This window comes from Hymenobacter setariae, from assembly GCF_007713685.1.
In the GTDB taxonomy this organism is placed as follows: Bacteria; Bacteroidota; Bacteroidia; order Cytophagales; family Hymenobacteraceae; genus Hymenobacter; species Hymenobacter setariae.
Window position 1 is genome coordinate 93587 of record NZ_VMRJ01000008.1, and the last position, 18643, is coordinate 112229.

Genomic DNA, 18643 nt, shown 5'->3' on the forward strand with positions numbered 1-18643 from the left:
GCTCCTTTTGGAACCTTTATGCTAAAGGCAATTTATCGGCCAAACTCCCGCTGTTCCGAGATAGAATGCAGTAAGTTCGAGGCTGAATTTCCACGCTGATTTTCCGGCCCGCGCTATTTCCGTGACTTATCCCGATTTTGAAGCCCGCTGGGTGCGCTCCGGCGGGGCCGAGCACGCTAACTACGGCCTTTTCCTACAAGACTTGTGCGACCTGCTGGCGGTGCCCCGGCCCGACCCGACCACCGACGACCCCACCCAGGATGCCTACGTGTTCGAGCGCGGCGTGAGCTTCGACGACGGGGCCGGCAAGCGCAGCACCGGCCGCATCGACCTCTACAAGCGCGGCTGCTTCGTGCTCGAAACTAAACAGGGCGTTACCCGTTTAGGGGAAGTTGCTGGTGATATTAAAAACGCACGACGCACGACGCACGACGCACGACGCACGACGCACGACGCACGACGCACGACGCACGACGCACGACGGCTTGAGTTAGGTTTACCAGCCCGAGTGCTTCGCAAGGGCCACGCCGTGCGCGGCACCGCCAAGTGGGGCCAGATGATAGAAGCCGCCCGCGAGCAGGCGCTGCGCTACGTGCGCGCCCTACCCGCCAGCGAGCCGCGGCCGCCGTTCGTAGTCGTGGTCGATGTGGGATTCTCAATTGACCTGTACAGCAACTTTGCCGGGGTGGGCGACAGCTACGTGCCGTTCCCGGACTCGGGCAAGTTCCGGGTGCTGCTGCCTGCCCTGGCCGACCCCGAGGTGCGGGTGCGGCTCCGGCTGCTTTTCACCGACCCGCAGCAGCTGGACCCCGCCCGACTGGCGGCCCAGGTCACGCGCCGGCTGGCGGGGCACCTGGCCGGCCTCAGCAGCCAGCTCGAAAAGGCGGGCCACGCCCCCGACGTAGTGGCCCAGTTCCTGATGCGCTGCCTCTTCACCATGTTTGCTGAGGACGTGGAGCTGATACCCAAAAAATCGTTTTCTAAGCTGCTGGCCGAATATGCCGACACGGCCGAGGCTCGCGCCTACCTGCCCGAGGCCCTGGCCAGCCTGTGGGCCACCATGGACAAGGGGGGCTTCTCGCCGGCCCTGCGCACCAAAGTGCGCCACTTCAACGGCAAGCTCTTTCACGATGCCACTGCTTTGCCGCTGAACGCCGACCAGGTGGCCTTGCTGCAGCAGGCCGCCGCGGCCGACTGGACGCTGGTGGAGCCCGCCATTTTCGGCACCCTGCTCGAACGGGCGCTGGACCCTAAAGAGCGCCACAGCCTGGGCGCACACTACACCCCGCGCCGCTACGTGGAGCGCTTGGTGCTGCCCACCGTCATCGAGCCGCTGCGCCAGGAGTGGGCAGCTGCCCAGGCCGCCAGTACCCAGCTGCTCGATGCAGGCAAAGGCAAAAAAGCCGTGGACGAAGCCCGCGCCGAACTGCTACGCTTCCTGCGACGGCTCACGTCGGTGCGCATCCTGGACCCGGCCTGCGGCTCGGGTAACTTCCTGTACGTGACGCTGGAGCACCTCAAGCGCCTCGAAGGCGAAGTGCTGACCGCCCTGGGCCAGCTCGGGCAGAGCGGCCGCCTAGAGCTGGGTGACGGTACCACCGTCGGCCCCCGCCAGCTACTAGGCCTGGAGCTGAACCCGCGCGCCGCCGCCATTGCCGACGTGGTGCTGCGTATCGGCTACTTGCAGTGGCACCTGCGCACCCACGGCCTCACCCAGCTGCGCGAGCCGCTGCTGGACGACTACCAGAATATTCAGCAGCAGGATGCCGTGCTGAGTTATGACGGGCCGGCCTTTGCCAACGCCCGCCCGGCAGTGTGGCCGGAAGCTGATTTCATTGTGGGCAATCCGCCGTTTATTGGGAAGGGCCGCATTCGCGAAGCGCTCGGCGATGCCTATGTTACTGCCCTACGCAAAGCCCATCCGCATATTCCGGACAGTGTAGACCTTGTGTTGTATTGGTGGGATAAAGCCGCTCAAGCAGTGCGAACCGGAGCTACGCAACGCTTTGGCTTTATCACGACGAACTCCATCACCCAAACCTTTAACCGCCGAGTAATTCAAGCGCATTTGGAAGCGCCGGATGCGCCAGCGGAAGTCATATTTGCCATCCCTGACCACCCATGGACTGATAACTCCACTGGTGCGGCTGTCCGGGTGGCCTTTACCGCCGCCGAGAAGGCGAAAGGCGAGGAGGGAACCCTGGCGTTGGTCATCAGCGAAAGCCGCGATACTACCGAGGAGGAGGTTGTTTCAGTTGAAATGACCGAACGAAGGGGGCGTATCAATGCAGACCTGACTGTCGGTGCCGATGTGACGCAGGTGCAACTGTTGCGAGCCAACGAAGGCCTCAGCAGCTTTGGCTTAATGCTGGCTGGTGCTGGTTTTATTGTAACGCCTGCTGAAGCGGAGGCGTTGGGCTTAGGCTCCATTCCAGGAATCGAACAGCACATCCGGCCTTACCGGAATGGCAAAGACCTGGCCGCCACGCCACGCGGGGTTATGGTCATTGACTTGTTTGGGCTGAGCGAGGCAGAAGTAATAGCCAGATTCCCGACACTTTATCAGCAGGTTTTTACTCGCGTAAAGCCTGAGCGTGATAGCAACCGCGATAAAGCACTACGGGAAAGGTGGTGGCTGCATGGCCGCTCCCGCCAGGAGCTGCGCAAAGCATTGGTAGGTCTTACGCGCTATATCGGAACACCTGAAACGGCAAAGCACCGGATTTTCCAGTTTTTAGACGCCACCACTGCGGCTGACCATATGATTGTGGCACTGGCTTTAGATGACGCATTGCACCTGGGCGTTTTGTCTAGCAGAATCCATACTGTATGGGCATTCTCGGCTGGGGGTAGGATGGGAGCAGGAAATGATTCGCGCTACAACAGTTCACGTTGTTTTCAGCCCTTCCCATTCCCCGTCGCCACCGGCGCCCAGCAAGCCCGCATCCGCGAGCTGGCCGAAGCCCTCGACGCGCACCGCAAGCGCCAGCAGGCCCAGCACCCCAGCCTCACCCTTACCGACCTCTACAACGTGGTGGAGAAGCTGCGTGCTGGTCAGCCCCTCACCGCAAAGGAGCAAACCACTTACGAGCACGGCCTGGCCGCCGTGGTGCTCAGCCTGCACCAGCAGCTCGACGCGGCCGTGGCCGAAGCTTATGGCTGGCCTGCCGACCTGCCCGAGGCTGACCTACTCACCCGGTTGGTACAACTTAACCACACTCGCCAGCAGGAAGAAGCCGCTGGTACTATCCGCTACCTGCGCCCCGTCTACCAGGCCCCCGATGAGCAGCAGGCCACCCTCACGCTCCCTTCGGCGGCTGCCGCGCCCGCCGTGGCCACCGTTGCCGACCTTCAGCCCTGGCCCGTTGGCCTAGCCCAGCAAATGCAGGCCGTGCGCGGCCTCGTGCAGCAGGGCGGGCAGCCGCTGAGCAGTACCCAGGTGGCAGCCCGCTTTAGGGGCAGCAGCGCCAAAAAAGTGCAGCCCCTGCTCGATACGTTGGCCCTGATGGCGCTGGTGCGGTTTGTGGAAGAGGAGAATAAATATGCCGCCTAACTTGACTAGCCGTGTCTAATGAGCTATTTGATGTCCTCGAAGCTCTTAATTCCAACCTCATACGCTGCCGAGCTGAAACAGCGCCAGGGGTAATCAGAGCAATTTAAATGTGAAATACTGACGGCATTGAAAACCCGCAAAGGCTCAGAACAGGAATATGACAAGCTAATAGTGTAGCTGGATGGGGGTAAGAAATCACCAGTAAAATAGCCTATCTCCAAGGCGACTATTACATAAGCGCTACATAAGAAAAGCCGATTTTGAGCTGTCAGCGCAGGGTAGGCCGATTAAGCGGCTTGTTCTGTTACATAAGCACTACAGAAATCGTTGCTCATTGAAAGTAGCAAGATTTCTGCGTTTGAGGGGTTGACTTTGTAAGTAAGGGTGCCGCTCAGTTTCGCCAGCACACGTCTTTTAGGTTATCTGGATAGGGGTAATATGAAAATACCTATGACCGTCGTTTTACCCCCTAAAAATTTGATTATCAATATATACCTGGTAGGCGCTACCGCGCCAGGCGGAATATAACTGCCCGATGCGGTCAATTTCGAGTAAGTCAACGGAAGGGAAATGACCATCTAGCTGTAGCGCTTGGACAGCCAACTGCGCGCTCGTGCCTGGAACACTATCAGCTAGTTGCATTTGATTGGTAAATAGATAGTTTCTAAATGCCTGATGGTCAGATTTGTCGCGAAATACCAGAAAAGGGGCTGTCGAGCCTCGGGACTCTAACGTGGGATTCTCGAAAGTAAGAAAGGTGAAAAAATCTCCGACTGGTTCACTCAAGTCATAATAATAGTAATACATTTCGTGACCCAGCAAGGCTATCTGCTCGGTCTCAGGAGCTGGCAACAACAGCCGCATCTCATCCAAGTACACATACTCTAATTCAAAGAGAATGGTGGAGTTATAAACGAACTCAGCCGTGCCCAGAAAGGAGTTTTTGTTAAGGAAAGAATGGCTGTAGGGCTCCCAGAAAGGCTCGGTAGCCGAACGCTTAATCTGGTAGTCCGGAAACGACCGATGGTAGGCGTTGCGTTTGGTATCAAAGTCAGCATCCCAGCCCGCAGGCTCGCGCAACAACTGCCTCATTCGCTCCGTGGGCGACAAGTCTAGGCCAAACCGCTGCCGCCACATTTTTTCGACTAAGGCGACGTCGGCCGACTTATCAACTGGGGTATTCGTGTCGCCAACGCGGGTGTATACTTGCTGGCCCAGCCGTTTCCCGTCGGTGTAATTCTCCGTCAGCCAGTAAGGCTTAGCTGGCACGTCAGCTATTACTAACACGTCTACCTCCAGGCCATCGAGCTTTAGCGTTACCAGCTTGACTGTCGGGCGGTTGCCCCCGGCAAATTTCTGGTCTCTCAAAAAATCAATGAAATTCGATTGAGTTTTTCGCTCGGCTTCTGTCGGGCCTAGTCCTACTATGGCAGCGCCCTTCATCGGGTCTTCAACGCCGAGAATCAGGTACCGGTCGCCCTTATGGAGCGAATTGGCCAGGCATAGCACGTCATGCAGCAAGCTACCCTTGTTTTCGTGCGGTTTAGCTTTAAAATCCCAATAGTCTCCCTCGCGCTTGGAGGCTATTAACTCTCGGATAATGGGCTCCAAACTGGCTGGACTCATGCGGAAAATATAAGTGTAGGTGCGCCGGCCAAAGATAAACGGATGGTCAGCGGAACAAGCCCTTCCTGCGGGCGTTAGCGCAGCTGAGCCAAGCAGTTCAGCTACTCAGCTAACCGGGAGCGACGTTATTTCGCCTCTTCTTCATCTTTCTAGGAAGTAGTTTCGACTACTGCCAGCCACGTATGGTTGATAACCAAAAGTATCCCTGGAAGCGTTTGTGGGTGCCGGGCATGGGGCCGGCCGTGGACGAAGCCCTAACCCACCCCGACTACTTTACCAGTGTTGCCGGGGCGGAGCCGCTGGAGCGGTGGCAGCAGACCCCGTGCCTGATTTTGCTGGGCGAGCCGGGAATGGGAAAATCAGCCGAGTGGACTCACCAGCAGTTGAGTGGGCCGCCCCGCATGAGCGTATCCTTAAACCTGGGTGAGTATGGCAGCTGGCAGGAAATAGAGGCCAAGCTGACAGGCCACCCACGCATTCGGCGCTGGTTAAGGCAGCGCGAAGAGGAGCTTTGGCTCTGGCTCGATAGCTTCGACGAGGCTTTGCTGCACGAGGCTAAGCTGGCGCATGCAATAGGCCGCTTGCTGGAACAATGGCCTAGCGCGAGGCTGCACCTGCGAATTTTGAGCCGCACCGCCACCTGGCCGGTTTCATTTACGGAACACCTCGAAGCCTACTTCGGCCAGTCGCCGGAGCAGCCGGAGCAGGTGCTGGTATTGCAACTGGCCCCGCTCACGAAGTATCAGGTAACCCAGGCCGCCGAGATTAAAGAAATTGACGCGGCCGCCTTGATTGCGGCGGTGGAGCGGGCCGAGGCGGTGCCCCTGGCCACCCGGCCCGTCACGCTGGCCCTGCTGTTCAAGCTTTGGGAGTTTGGCCGCTTCGGGCCGGCTATCGGCAAAGGCATTAACCTGCTGGAAAGTGGCTGCCGGCTGCTGTGTGAAGAAGGTTGGAACCCGCAGCAGAGCCACTTTCGGCTACCCGATGTCGACCAGCGCCTGCGGGTGGCCGCCCAGCTGGCCGTCGTCATGGTATGCAGCCGCCGCCGGGTAATCACCGCTGATGAACTGAATGAGGATGAAATGCGGCTGCCCCTGCGCGACGTGACCGGCATTCTAACCTTGTTTCCGGATAAGCCCCACTTGTTGCTAAGCAAGGAATTAGTGATGGAGGTAGTGCAGGATACGGGGCTGTTCGTGCCATCGACTAAAGATGGGTTAGTCACGGAAGTGCGGTGGGCTCATCCGGTTTTTGCTGATTTTCTGGCTGCCTGGGCGTTGCACAAAACCGAAGTCGCGCCCGCCCAGCTACGTAAGCTCTTTCAATCGGCCGTGCCGGAAGCGGGCGTGGTGCCGGCACTACGTGATGCGGCCGTGTGGCTGGCATCATTATCCCCGGAATTCGCAGCTATCCTGGTGCAACTAGACCCGCTCACCGCGATGCGCGCCGATGTGCTGGCCGCGACGGATGCCCAACGGGCCAGCCTGGTAGCCCAGCTGCTGGCTATCGCCACGGAGCGCCACCTGTATCTGCAACGGGCGGAACCGTACATGAGCCGGCTGGCGCACCCCCACCTAGCCAGCCAGTTGGCCCCGGTTCTGGCGGACTTCAGCGCGCCGCCCGAAGCCCGGGCGTTGGCGCATAAGATGGCTGTAAGCTGCGTGGTCCACGCGCTGGCGCCCCTGCTGGTGCAGCAGGCGCTGGATACCACCCTGGCTACCGCTATTCGGGTGGAGGCGCTGCAAACGCTGCAATTTATGGGGAATGCCGCTGACAACCAGCAGCTGCGACCATTGCGCACGGCCATTCCGGCGGATGACTCGGACGACGAGTTTCGGGGGACGCTGCTCCACATCCTGTGGCCAGGCGCCTTAGCGGCCGATGAGTTGCTGCCTTTGCTTACCCCGCAAAATAAAACTTCCCTGACTGGTGCTTACAACTCCTTTCTTGACCCGATTTATACCGGTGGCCTGCAGGATGGCCTGGCGGTAAGTCATTTGCCGGCGCTGCTGCGGTGGTTGGTTCGCCGGCCCCGGCAGGATTATGGCACCGACTTACAGATGGCCGAATTCGTGCGGAACATTGTCATCAGCCGGGCCTGGCAACACACTGATGACGAAGCGGTGCTGCCGTGGTTGGCATTCGCCCTGCGCCGGTTGCTGACGCGGGGGGAGGTGCCCAATATCCCCCATGACCCGGCCCTGCGGAACCGCGTGCTAAACTGCTGGGTGCAGCGCCGGCAGCTACCTCGCCCAACGGCGCTGATTCAGCCCTATCAAGTCGAGCCGAAGCGGTATGGCCAGCAAGGCATTCCCCGGCAGGCGCTGGTAGATGTTGCCGACTTCGAGCTTATTCTCGCGTTACTATGCACAACTACGCACGTAGCTACTGTAGCCAGCCTCTTCCGGACGGCCCTGCTGCTATTTGAGGACGGTAGGCACTGGCGAAAAGACCGGTTTCAACTGACGTTCTCCATCCTCTACGAGTTGGGCCAACGGTGGCATCTGGATACGGCCTTTGCCTGGCTTAGTGAAGTAGACAGCTACGCTGGCACCAGTTACCGTGAGACGCGGGAAATGCGGCAGCAGCAGCGCCTGCAGGCCAAGTTGCGGCGGCGGATGAACAGTCGCACCTACCGCCTGCTCATCCGCCTCTCGCACCCCGCCCGACCGAATCCGGTGGCTAGCTGGTTGATAGCCCGAAAACTGCTTATTCGCAGCAGCAGTGGCCATTGCGAGCGGATTACAACGGAAATAGGGAAGGGGCTTTCCTGGCTGCGCTCTTCAACCCGGTTGCGCCAGCGGCTAGGCGAGCTGGCCTGGCGGGCCGTGGAGGCCGCGCCCCCGCAAATAGCGTTCGGGCAGGCAATAAATACCTTTTACGAGGATGATTCCATTCCACTCACGGCGTTGTTGTTCTGCCAGGATGTGCAGCCCGAGCGGGTTGCCAGCTTCACGGTGGAGCAGTGGCAGCCGTGGCTGCGAGCCCTGTTGTTTGGACATGTCAGTGCGGCCCGTCGTACCGAGTTGTTTGGGGTTGCCTTGCGGTATCACCGGCGGGCTGTGCTCCGGTACCTGGCTGCCCAGTCCGATTACTGGCAGCAGCTACAAGCCAGTGCCTATGGGCTCGCTCGATTGGGTGAGCTACTGACCGAAGTGCCCGATGAGGCGCTTTGGAGATGGGCGTTGCAGGGCGTGATGGCGGGCAGGTGGCCCCGTTTGTTTGCCCAGGAAACGCTGGGCAAGCTTCTGGCACTGCGTTTCAGGTCCGCCGAGCTATTCCGCGATTTTCTGTTTGCGCAGTCGCCAGCGGCCCCGTTCTGGCACATTTCGACGTTTGCTACGTTCCACGAGTCGCTGTTTAACGTAGCGGTAGTCAAGCAGCTACCGACCGTGGCCTGGTGGGCTACCTGGCAACACCTGCTAAGCTTCAGCCCCGAGTTAGGGGTTAGCCTGATAGAGCGGCAGTCTGGTCGGCTAAGTTGGATTACGCCCCTGCCCCCCGACCTTTCCGATGAGCACGTAGTTTCCCTGCTTTGGTGGGTAATAGGTGAGGTCGGAGTAAGTGAAACGAAGACCCCAAACGGGCGTCGGCCGGTGGGGGCTGACCGGCTGCGCATTTTTCGTAACATGCTCAGCAAGCTACTGGCTGGCCGCGCCACTGCCGAGGCTTATGAGGCCCTGGCGGCGCTGGCCCACGAATATGAATACCCCAGTTGGCTGACCTACCATCTGGAGGAGGCCCGCGAAACCTATAGCCGGCGTAAATGGGAGCCGCTGGCTCCCGCCCAGCTCTTTCGATTTCTTCGGCAGGCTACTGATTAATCGTCGTCATCAGAAGGTTTGGGGAGCGCCCCAACGCTGAGGGGCGCCCGTCAGCAGAGATACATACGGCCAGGGGGCTAGCTAGTAGATGAAACTCGTGCGAAAAACTGCTGCCGTTCTCTCGTAATAAATGCCAAAAATTCAGCTAGGCGGTCAACTGGTTCCATCGTGGACGCGGGCGTAGTTTCTTCTGGTATTTCATTCCCGTCAATCTCCGCCGCTTCTTCTCGGTTGAAGAAAGGCAATTGCGAGGCATTGGTCACGAAATAGAGAATATTAGCTTCCTCCTCGGATAAGTCACTCTGGTGTTCGACGAGCAGCTGACGCATCTCTTCCCGCAGTAGGCCTGGAATTTGGTCACGTATCGCCAGGCAGAAATAACGCAGCTCCTTGCGTTGTAACTGCAGGAGATTAGTTATCCAGCCAATAAGTTGGTTTTCTGCTGGCCGGCTTCGCCAGGGCCGGTAATCGGGTTCGCCGGCGAGTAGCGTTTGTAAGGTGGGCAGTATCGACCCCAGCGGCCCGCCAGCTGGCCAGCTCTCTCGGGATTCCCATAGCCGAATGATTAAGTCCTGGCACTCGCGCTCGGCAGCTTCCTTCACTACCGGGTCTACGGAAGCTTCGGCCCGGCGCAGCAACTCAGCTACCCGCTGAGCCATCCACCGCCCCAGCACCCCGTTTCTATCCTCGTTACCCAACTCCCGAATTATCAGTTGGCTGAGGCGTACATGGTCCTGCCACTGTTTCAAAGCGGCCGTCGGAGTAGAGGAGGGCGAGGCGTCGGGTTCCGGGGTCACTGATGCGCTGTTTTTGGGAATACTCACGGGGCGATACGTTACGTGCTAAGGTGGCATGAGTTAAGAGAACCTGGCCGGTAGCTGCCAGATAACTCAACAATAGGTTCTGGCGCACCCAGATGCGGTGCCCAGAACTATGGGCTTCGGCACTACGGTTGTTACGCTCCCCGGGCAGACTATCATCCCAGACCTCGTATTCAACGGCCCGCTGCCCATCCGGGTCAAGATAGTACTGGCCATCTTTGCCCGCCGTAAGCCCGCCGTGAGAGACAAAATGAGCACTCAACGTAGGATAGCAGGTGTAAACGCTGCGAGCAGCCATGTCGTGGCGCTCCACCCCTCGTTCATCCCCGCCCACTGCCTCATCCAACAGCGGCGTCAGGGTAAACAGCGCGGGTACATCATCCAGCATTTCAGGCTCTCTGTCGGAAAGCCCGAACGTTGGAAATACATAGTCATACCGCCAGTCTGTTTGCAAGGCCCCCAGCAGCGACCGGGCAGCTTCAGCGGTTACGGCCACGCTGCTCACGCTGATACCGCCTTCGTATTCATCTTCCTTGAAACTGTGCCGCCCGTGCAGCACCAGCCATCCCGTTCGGCTTGGCTCACCGAAGCCCAGCGCTTCGTGGTAGTGCCGTAGGGGCTTCCGCCGCCACGGCTTGGGCAGTACTCCCCAGCATTCGGGCCGCAGCGGAGCAGGCCCGCGCCAATCGGACAGCCAGCCCGGCGAACCGCTGTGGGGCAGGTAGCGCGTCAGCCATTCTTCCCAGGTAGAGGTTGGCTCGGGATAATCATCCATCCGGATAGGGTACTTGTCGACCAAGGAACCGGCCACGCACATTAGCGCGTGATGCGTCAGGTGCATTTCAAGACTATCCACGGTGGTGTCGTCCATCTTGTAGTGCGACAATAGTCCCGATTGGTAACGGTCCTGGTCTTGGAGCCGGTCTGCATCGCACTCAGCCGCCGTGCGATGCCATTTTTCCAGCATCCAATGCTCAACCAGCGCAGTTATCCTATCCGTGGTTTGGCCAAATGTTTCGGCCAGCGACTCAAACCAGTGGTCAACCGTATCAAGCTCGTTGAACTTGAACTGGTTGGTGCGATGCACTTCCGGAAAAGCTGGGGGTGCCTGCACGTATGAGCCGCGTTTTACCAGTGAGGAGGCGGGGCGATTGCGCGCCTGCACGCGCGCCAAATCGGTGGGTGAAAGCGCCGTGGGGGCATAGACGTGGACCTTAAGCAGAATGCGCCGGGCCAGCTCCCGAATCTGCGCGTGCGGAAATTGGGTGTCGCAGAGATGGTGCCTCAGTATCGCCACGTGGGGCACCAGTGCACTAGGCTGCTCGTCGGCCAAGCGGTCAACTATTACTAAGGCCCACACCCGCGCACCTTGCCAGTAAAACTCTTCTGTAGCGGGCAGCCAGCTGGTAGTGGTGCGCGTGAGCTCCAGCAGCTCGGCTAGGAAGTGCTGACTGAAATCGTCATTTTCCGATAAGCTCATCAGCTGCCGGGCCGCGTGGGCGGCTTGCCAGCGCACCCGTTTGTCGGGGTCGCCACTCACCGCCCAGATAAGCTGCGCAAGCAAGGCTGGCGGTGAGACTACGGCGTCCGGGTAGGCCAGTAACTCGCCGAAGGGCAGCGCTTTTTTCTCAGCCTGCAACTGCGCCTGCATCCGGTCCAGTAGCCAGTGAATGAAGGACAGTAGCTCCGTCGCGGGGCTATTCTTAAGGAGGGTGGTGGCAACCTGGCAAAGGGCCGCCGAGCTGAGCGAGTCTAATTGCTTGGCAACAGCAGATAGCAGCAAGGTCGCCCGCGATTGATTTACCAAGGGCAACTGGCAAAACTGCTCCAGGTGAGCGGGCTGACCACTGTCGCCGACCAGGCGCGCCAGATTAGCGCCGTAGAAATCAGGTAAGCCCCGCACGGCCCATTCCCGCACGGGAATAAGGGTATGCCATGCGCCCAGCAGTTCAGCGAGGGCATTCAGCACGGCGTAACCCTGGCTTTCCCAGTGGCTGCGCACCCGCAGCAATAAATCAAGCACTTCCACCCGGCGAGCTGGCAGAACGGCGTAGCCTAGTTGCAGCAAAGCCGGTACCATGGCTTCCTGAGAAGAATGGCTGGTGGCCAGCCATTCGGCAAAAGCGGCAACATCACCCCGCTTAGCAGCAGTGGTCCATTGCTGCTGGCGTTGTTGGCGCTCTAGTTCGTAGTAGCTCGGCTCTTCAGCCGTAGCGCTATCCTCAGCAGGGGCCAGGGCGTTGGTAAAGTCAAGGGTTTGCTGAATGGCCCGAATGGCTGGCAGGTGGGAGAGTTGCCGGTCGCCTGCCCACGCGGCAACCCGTCGCAGCGCGGCCGGCCGGCGGGCCAGGGGCGTATCCCGCGCTACCCAATCAGCTAGCGCACTCAATGGCCCGACAAGTTGCTGCCGCTGCGCCGCAGTGGCATGGGGCAGCTTGGCTAGTACCTCTAGCGCGTCGTGGGAAATGTCCAGAAATTCTCCCCGGAGCTTGAGGAGCCAGAGTGCCTGCGCCGGCTGCCAGCAGTGCGCCCCCGTGGCGGCCTGCACGGCCGGCCTGATGCCCTCCGGTAGCCGAACGACATCCAGCGCATCCCAGCGCAGGCACAGGGCCACGCCCGCCGCCGAACTCAGGGTGGTAGCCGCGGCCAGTACCGCGTGCGTGGGCAACTGCGCATCGTCTTCTGACAAATAGGGCTGATAGGCTTCCACGAGGCCAGCCAGCTGCGTGGCAATAGCATGGCCCTCCGCCGGCGGCATAGTGTGACCAAGCTGGGTGGCCGCCTGCGCGCCCACCGCCAGGCGATGAGCCACATCGTCGCCTACGCCCTGATAGGCCGCATTAATAGCGTCGGTATAAAGGCCCCGGCTGAAGGCTTCGTCGTGCGGAAAGCTGATGGCCGCACAGCTCAGCAGGATAGACCAGCGGGTATGCACGGCCAGCTCGTCGGCGCGGGCATCGGCAGCTACCCGCTCCAGGCACTGGAACGCGAGCCCGGGAGCCGGCCAAAAACGAAATATTTCGCAGGCGGTGTGCTCCCAAAGTCTCCGCGCCAGAGGCCGACTGGTCAGGCGCGCAGCATGGTCAATCAGTGCGGTAAGCAGGACCTCGGTACCCGAAATCCGGACCAGCAACGAACTAGCGCTGCGCAGCCACTGCGCCTGCCGGCCCCGAAAGCCCGCCGTGGAGGTTCTGCGGGGGGGGCGTAGGTCGAGCAGGCGCGTCCGAATCAGCTGCTGCACGGCGTCGGACAGCACCGCTTCGCTAAGCCATTGCGCCCAGTGGGTGTAAAGTGCAATAAAATGGTCGAGGTCTCGCCGGTACAAATCGTCTTCGTGATAACCGTAGCTTTTGTATCGGTAGTCACCCTGTTTCAACGGGGGCAACAAGTCCAGGCCCGTAAGCGGCTGAGCACGCAAATGGGCTTGCAGGCAGGCAATGCGGATAGGGGCTACAATCTCTTCGTAGCCTGAATCCTTGAATGCCTCCCGAAACGAAAAGGAGGGTAGCAAACCCAGGAGCAGGAGCGTAGTTTCTTTCGCCAACTGCCGGCGAGTAAACAGTTCGGCTAAGTGCAAAGGCCAGAGTAGCCAGCCACTGGCTTCCCAGCCCATTGACCAGTGGGTAAGCGCGGATTTAATTTTCTGCTTCTGCAATAACGGTAGCAGACGGGCGGCCACGACACTGCTCCAGGCTTCGCTGACTACGTAGCCCGTTTCCCACAGCGCTGCCTGGGCTAGCGCTTGCGCCATGAGGGGCAGCTGCAAGGAGCGCAGCTGCGTTTCCAACGCTGGCCCTGCTACGCGCTTAGCCAGGCGCTGTAGCAGCAAGTAGAGCGCCTCCGCCGCAAACTCAGCAGGTGACCAGCGCTGCAGCATCTGGCAGGCCGCCTCCGGGCCGCCTAGCCAGTAGTGTGCTTCCGCCTCGTAGGCAATATCCGAGGCTTCTAATTTCCAGTTATGCCGCTCGTAATCCGAAACGCTGAAGTAGCGGTCGACCCAGCTGTGCCCGCTGATTAAGTGGTGTTTGGCCCGCGCCCGTTGCCCGGGGTCAGTGGCATAGTAGGCAGCCAGTTGATAATGCACGGTTCCCAGCCAGGCATCATCAGTGCCCTCGCGGAAGTAGTCCGTTACGGTGCCGACGTTGCCAAAGTGCGCGGCTAACGCGATGTCGGCCGTAACCAGCGCCTTCAGCGCGTGGTTAGCCTGCAGCCGCTCGGCGGCTAGTACCAGCAGCTTGGCCCCGGCGAGGTCAGCGCCCAACTCAGCGGCCGCCTGTAGCGCCAGTTCCAGGCGTTTCCGTTCAATGCGCACCCGTTCCGCACTGTCCGTAATGAACGTCAGGGGCGGGCTTTCCAGCGCCAGGTCGATAAGCTCTTCGCGGCGCTCCGCGGCCGCATACTGCTCGGCCACGGCCTGGGCCGCGTAAGCGCTGGTAGTTGCCAGGGGCCGAAAGTAGTCGCCGAGTCGTTGATGCGTAGCCAGCAGCGGACCATCGGCCCGGCTACGCTCCCTTAGCTGGGTTTCAAAATCTTCGTCCTGAAAGCTGATAAAGCCGTTTTGCAGCAGAAGACCAGGGGTCAATGATTTGCAAAACGTAGTTGCCTGGGCTACTGATATGCGACAGGCTGCCGCAAAAATGTCCAGTGGGATGGGGGGATTCAGGGCTGCCAGGGTGGCAAGCTGTTCTTTGGCCTGCTCCGGCTCGGCTACCTCTACCAGGGCCGCGTTGAGGATGTCGTCAATGATTGTAGCGGCGCTGGTAGCCGGCCGCGCCAGCGTATGCGCGAGGGCTGCCTCGGAGCCGGGTACGTGGGGACTAGGGTCCAGGCAATAGTATTGTACCCGGGGGTTGCCGCCGGTGCGCTGGTGAAATATGGCCGCCTGGGTTGCAGTTGCTGCAGGAAATACCTGCCGCAAGCGAAGGGTAGAAGCCGCCAAATCGAACCCTGTCAACGCTATCTCTTGGGTGCCGGCCGGGGCCTGCAGGCTGGCCAGGCGGTGCGTGCGGGCGGTCATCAGCAGCCGGCAATTAACGGGCAGCTCCAACTCCCATAGAAAGGGAATAAAACAGTCGCTTCCCAGGTCTTTGCGGGCTTTAAACGCGGAGTTGTCGGCCGCATCCGCCACCAGCACCAGCAGCCCGCCCGCCGCTTCCACTACTTTCGCCGCCGCCGTGAGCCGGCGCTGAAAATGGTCGCGCAAGGTATATTTATCAGTAGGCGGGACAACGAGAAAAGGTAGGCCAGTGGCCAGCGCCAGCTCATTGCTCAGCTGCCAGAAAGCGCGCCGAAGCGTATGGCGACCACTGCTTTGGTTGATATATTCTCCCTCGCCGTAATTCCCTCCGTAGCAATCATACACCAGCACCACCGACTTCGCGGGCAGGTGCGATGATAATTGCTGAATCGTAGTAGTTTTACCAACCCCAGCTTCGCCGTGCGCTAAAAACCGCTGGTCAGTGGTTGAGAGGGCTTGTGCGAGCTTCGCTGCCTCCGCCGTAGGAACTGGCTGAGCAGGAACGTTAATCTTCGATGGCTCTGGAAATAATTCACTCTCGTCAACTATCCCGAGGGCCGCTAATACGCTAGCACGAGTAAGCAGCCGAGGCGAGGCACCGGCATCGTCAGATGGTAGTGCCTGCTGGCGGACCAAATCGGTAAGTTGTAATGCAACATCGCGCCCGCCGTGCGGGACAGACGATGCTAATTCCTGCATTAAGGCCAACTGCTGGCCCATCCGGCTATCAGCGCCGCACCCGCTTAAGTCGAGTATTCGCCAGAAATCAGTGAATTCCTTGCTTTTCGCGCCCTGCTTGCTTGCTACCCCAAGCAGGTCATACAGCTTATCCAGTTCGGCATGGTGCTCGGGTGGCAGCTGCCGTAGCAGCTTGGAATAGGTAACCGGCGGGGAGCCTACGGCCTGTAGGGCTGCTTGAATAGCGCGCCACAATGACAGAAGCTTGACATGTAGCGGCTGGTTGCTGATGAGCCGAATCGTAGCTTTTCGCTGTACAGCGGCGCGGGAATTTCCCGCGGCCAGCAAGTCCTGGTAAGCGGCCAACAGCCGCTCAAAAACCGAGTTGTTTTTGCCTTTGCTTTCGCGCAGCCGAGCGGCTGTCCATGCTTCTTCAGGATGCTGAGTGCTGTATTTTAACTGGGCGATTACAGCGCGGTCAGCAGCGGCAAAATGCTCTCCGCCGTAATACTCGGTTAAATCCGCGGCTAAAAAATGTTCCTTATCCGCAGGAAGAGCGGCGATGTCTTCTGCCGCAACGCCCTCCATTTTAACTGCCCGCAGGGTGCTAGCAGGGTTAAGAAGCTCGATGATGCGTCGAGTTGCCCAAAGCACATGAAAATCATGGCCGGCGTTGGAGTAATGAACACTGGAAAGCGCCCTGGAAGGAGACGGCGGTGGCATACTGCGGGGGAGAAAGACTGAAAGCTTACATTAGGCGCACGCACTCAGCCTTTCTTGAATGTAGGGATATGTTTTATAAGGATAAGCGGCAAGCTACTGGTAGGGTTTGTCGGATAGTAGCAATGGAAGGCGCGCTCCTTCGCTGTCCATTTTATTTAACCGGCTCAAGTTATCGCTTTACCCCCAGTTCATTTCGCTGACGCTGGCGGATGCTGGCACCAGTAAGCAAACTGGCGGAGCAGCAGCTCATCAGCGGCTGGCTGCCGGTAGCCGGCGCTCGGAAAAGTAGGCGGCACCTGCTGGTGAGCCGGCGATAAAAGCCGGGCGAAGGGCGCCGGGTCGAAAAGCGACTGCATGAAGGTGAATTCCGGCTGGCCAAAATCACTGAGATAAGGCGCTGGCTGCGAGCTGCTATTCGTGGGATAGATGAATGCCCGAATCAACTGCAGCAGGCTGGCCTCGTCGGGTAGGTGCTGGTGGAGATACTCGCTTAGCGAGGCCTCGCCCACCTCCGCCCAGATTTTAAATAGCAGCTGCACGGCAGTCTGGTGCAGCGCAACCAGCGAAACCGGGCCGGCCTCCTGCAGGGCCCACGCCAGGAGCCGCGTGCTGGCCTGGGTTTGGAGGTCTTTGCTTACCGGCTCCCCCCGCCGCTGCGGGCGGAGTAGCTCGTGCGTCATTTGGTAGAGCAACTCAAACGAGACGGGAGCCGCAAAAACTTCTTCGAGCACCCCTAACTGGTGCGGCGCCGCCACGTTGAAAGTAAGCAGCGAAGCTATTTGCCGGGCGGTATCAAAGTGGTGGTCAAATGAGTCATCGGGCCGCTTTTTAGCCTTGATTTCCACTTCGTGGCCAGCTAATATGGAAATCAAAGTGCTGGCCTGGTCGCTGGTAAACTCGTTGCGTTTGGCGTAGAAGCGAAAGTGTAAATCCCACAGGTTGCCAGCTGCGAGCAGCTGCCGCCACAATTCCTCCGCTTTGAGTCGGTCGCCCGAGAGGGCGTTGAAAAAGGCATCGTACACCACATCCGATACTTCGCCCTTCAAAATAGTGTAGGAGAAGTAACGGTCGAAATAGTGCGCGGAGGCAATGCGCTTCTCGTTGAAGAGCTCCTCGTGCTCGGGGTAGAGGTACCTGGTCGGCCACAACTCGGCCAGCTTCGGAAACAGCTCGGCCAGCAGCTCTTTTACAGAAGCCTGGCTGTCGGGCGAGAAAGAACCCAAGTGCTGCTCAAAAAACACCGTATGGCGCTTTTTTTCATCCTGCGCCGACCAGTGCCTTACTTCGAAGCTGCCCAGAAAATACCCGGGATGCTCCCTGATAAGGGCGTAGATGCTCGGGTAGAAGAGCTTCGTCGCCTCGATGAGCAGCAAATCGGGGTAGTTCACTTCGTTTTGCAGCAGTGGCAAGACGAAGGACAGGCTGTTGACGTACCGCTTGGCCAGCCGGGGCGTCGCGAAGCGGGCGAGAAAATATTTGCCAAAGCTTTCCCGGAATTTATCCAGGTCGGCCGTCGGTACGTTTACCCCGACCTCCTCGATAGCTTTGGCCAGCGAGGTAAATAGGTAGTCGCGCAAATCGCGTTTCGTGGCCTGGGGTAGGCGCAGGGGCACGTGAATAATTTTTTCCAAAAACTCGTACCCTGATTGCTGGCTGCCATCCGCAAACCGCTCGCCGATGGACGAGGCCACTACCCGGTCGTCGAAGCACAAAATGTAGCTCGTATAGGGAAAGTCAGCTGTGAGCCGGACAAGGCGAAATACGGCGTGAATCTCCGTTTTCTCCAGGCGGTCGATGTCATCAATGATGACGACTATCTTACGCTGAGCCGCTTGCAGAAATTCTTCGATGCGCGCCTTGAGCTTTTCCAGGGGCACGTCGGCCAGGGCCTTACCCAGGCCCGGCAGCGCATCGGCCAGGCCGGAAGCGGGCGTCGCCTTTAACACCGTGGCGTAACTCGCGTATTTGAGCACGGCTTCCCCGATGCTTTCCTTGCGGGTTTTGTACCAGCGCGTATCTGGGCTCAGCGGCTTTAAGCGCTCGGCCAGCGTGGTGAAAAAAGCCAGTAGCAGCGACGGCTCATCGGAGAAGCGCCACGGGTTGAAGTTGATGACAATGGCGTCGCTGTGGGCCGCGAGCTCCTGTTCGATGAAGCGCATGACCGAAGTCTTGCCTTCGCCCCACGCCCCGTACACGCCCAGGGTAATGCTGCTGCTCTCCCGCCGGTTGAGGAGCACCTGCGCAATCCGGCTGGCGAAGCCATAGCGCTGGAAGTAGTCTTCGGCCTGGGTGGTGGCTGGCGGGTCAGCCGAGAAGTCAGACTGATTCATGGGCAAGCGCTTACTGGCTGCTGAAGCGCTTGCAGAGGCAGAATGACAGAATCATTTCACCATGAACAACC

General features: G+C 59.5%; 6 protein-coding genes. 2 read left to right on the forward strand and 4 right to left on the reverse strand.

Translation table 11 applies throughout. The features are described from left to right. Positions 1 to 121: 121 nt before the first annotated feature. A complete protein-coding gene (locus tag FNT36_RS24155; RefSeq protein WP_233636198.1) occupies positions 122 to 3553 on the forward strand; it encodes a class I SAM-dependent DNA methyltransferase in 3432 nt (1143 codons plus the stop codon). A gap of 462 nt (positions 3554 to 4015) precedes the next feature. On the opposite strand, the gene FNT36_RS24160 is transcribed toward FNT36_RS24155, so the two are convergent. Next, positions 4016 to 5179, reverse strand: a complete 1164-nt coding sequence (locus FNT36_RS24160) for an AlbA family DNA-binding domain-containing protein (protein WP_144853113.1) — start codon at positions 5177 to 5179, stop codon at positions 4016 to 4018. A 182-nt stretch (positions 5180 to 5361) separates the two neighbouring features. On the opposite strand from FNT36_RS24160, the gene FNT36_RS24165 reads away from it, so the two are divergent. Continuing rightward, positions 5362 to 9003 carry an NACHT domain-containing protein gene (locus FNT36_RS24165; RefSeq protein WP_144853115.1) on the forward strand — a complete coding sequence of 1214 codons (3642 nt, stop codon included), beginning with the start codon at positions 5362 to 5364 and terminating at the stop codon, positions 9001 to 9003. Positions 9004 to 9080: 77 nt separating this feature from the next. On the opposite strand, the gene FNT36_RS24170 is transcribed toward FNT36_RS24165, so the two are convergent. The 3 genes from FNT36_RS24170 to FNT36_RS24180 form a co-directional block, all read right to left on the reverse strand. Continuing rightward, a complete protein-coding gene (locus FNT36_RS24170; protein WP_144853117.1) occupies positions 9081 to 9752 on the reverse strand; it encodes a hypothetical protein in 672 nt (223 codons plus the stop codon). Then, positions 9694 to 16173 carry an ATP-binding protein gene (locus FNT36_RS24175; RefSeq protein ID WP_144853119.1) on the reverse strand — a complete coding sequence of 2160 codons (6480 nt, stop codon included), beginning with the start codon at positions 16171 to 16173 and terminating at the stop codon, positions 9694 to 9696. The genes FNT36_RS24170 and FNT36_RS24175 overlap by 59 nt, the downstream gene beginning before the upstream one ends. Positions 16174 to 16430: 257 nt before the next feature. After that, positions 16431 to 18572, reverse strand: coding sequence for a KAP family P-loop NTPase fold protein (locus FNT36_RS24180; protein ID WP_144853121.1), 2142 nt, complete (start codon positions 18570 to 18572; stop codon positions 16431 to 16433). Positions 18573 to 18643: the final 71 nt, after the last annotated feature.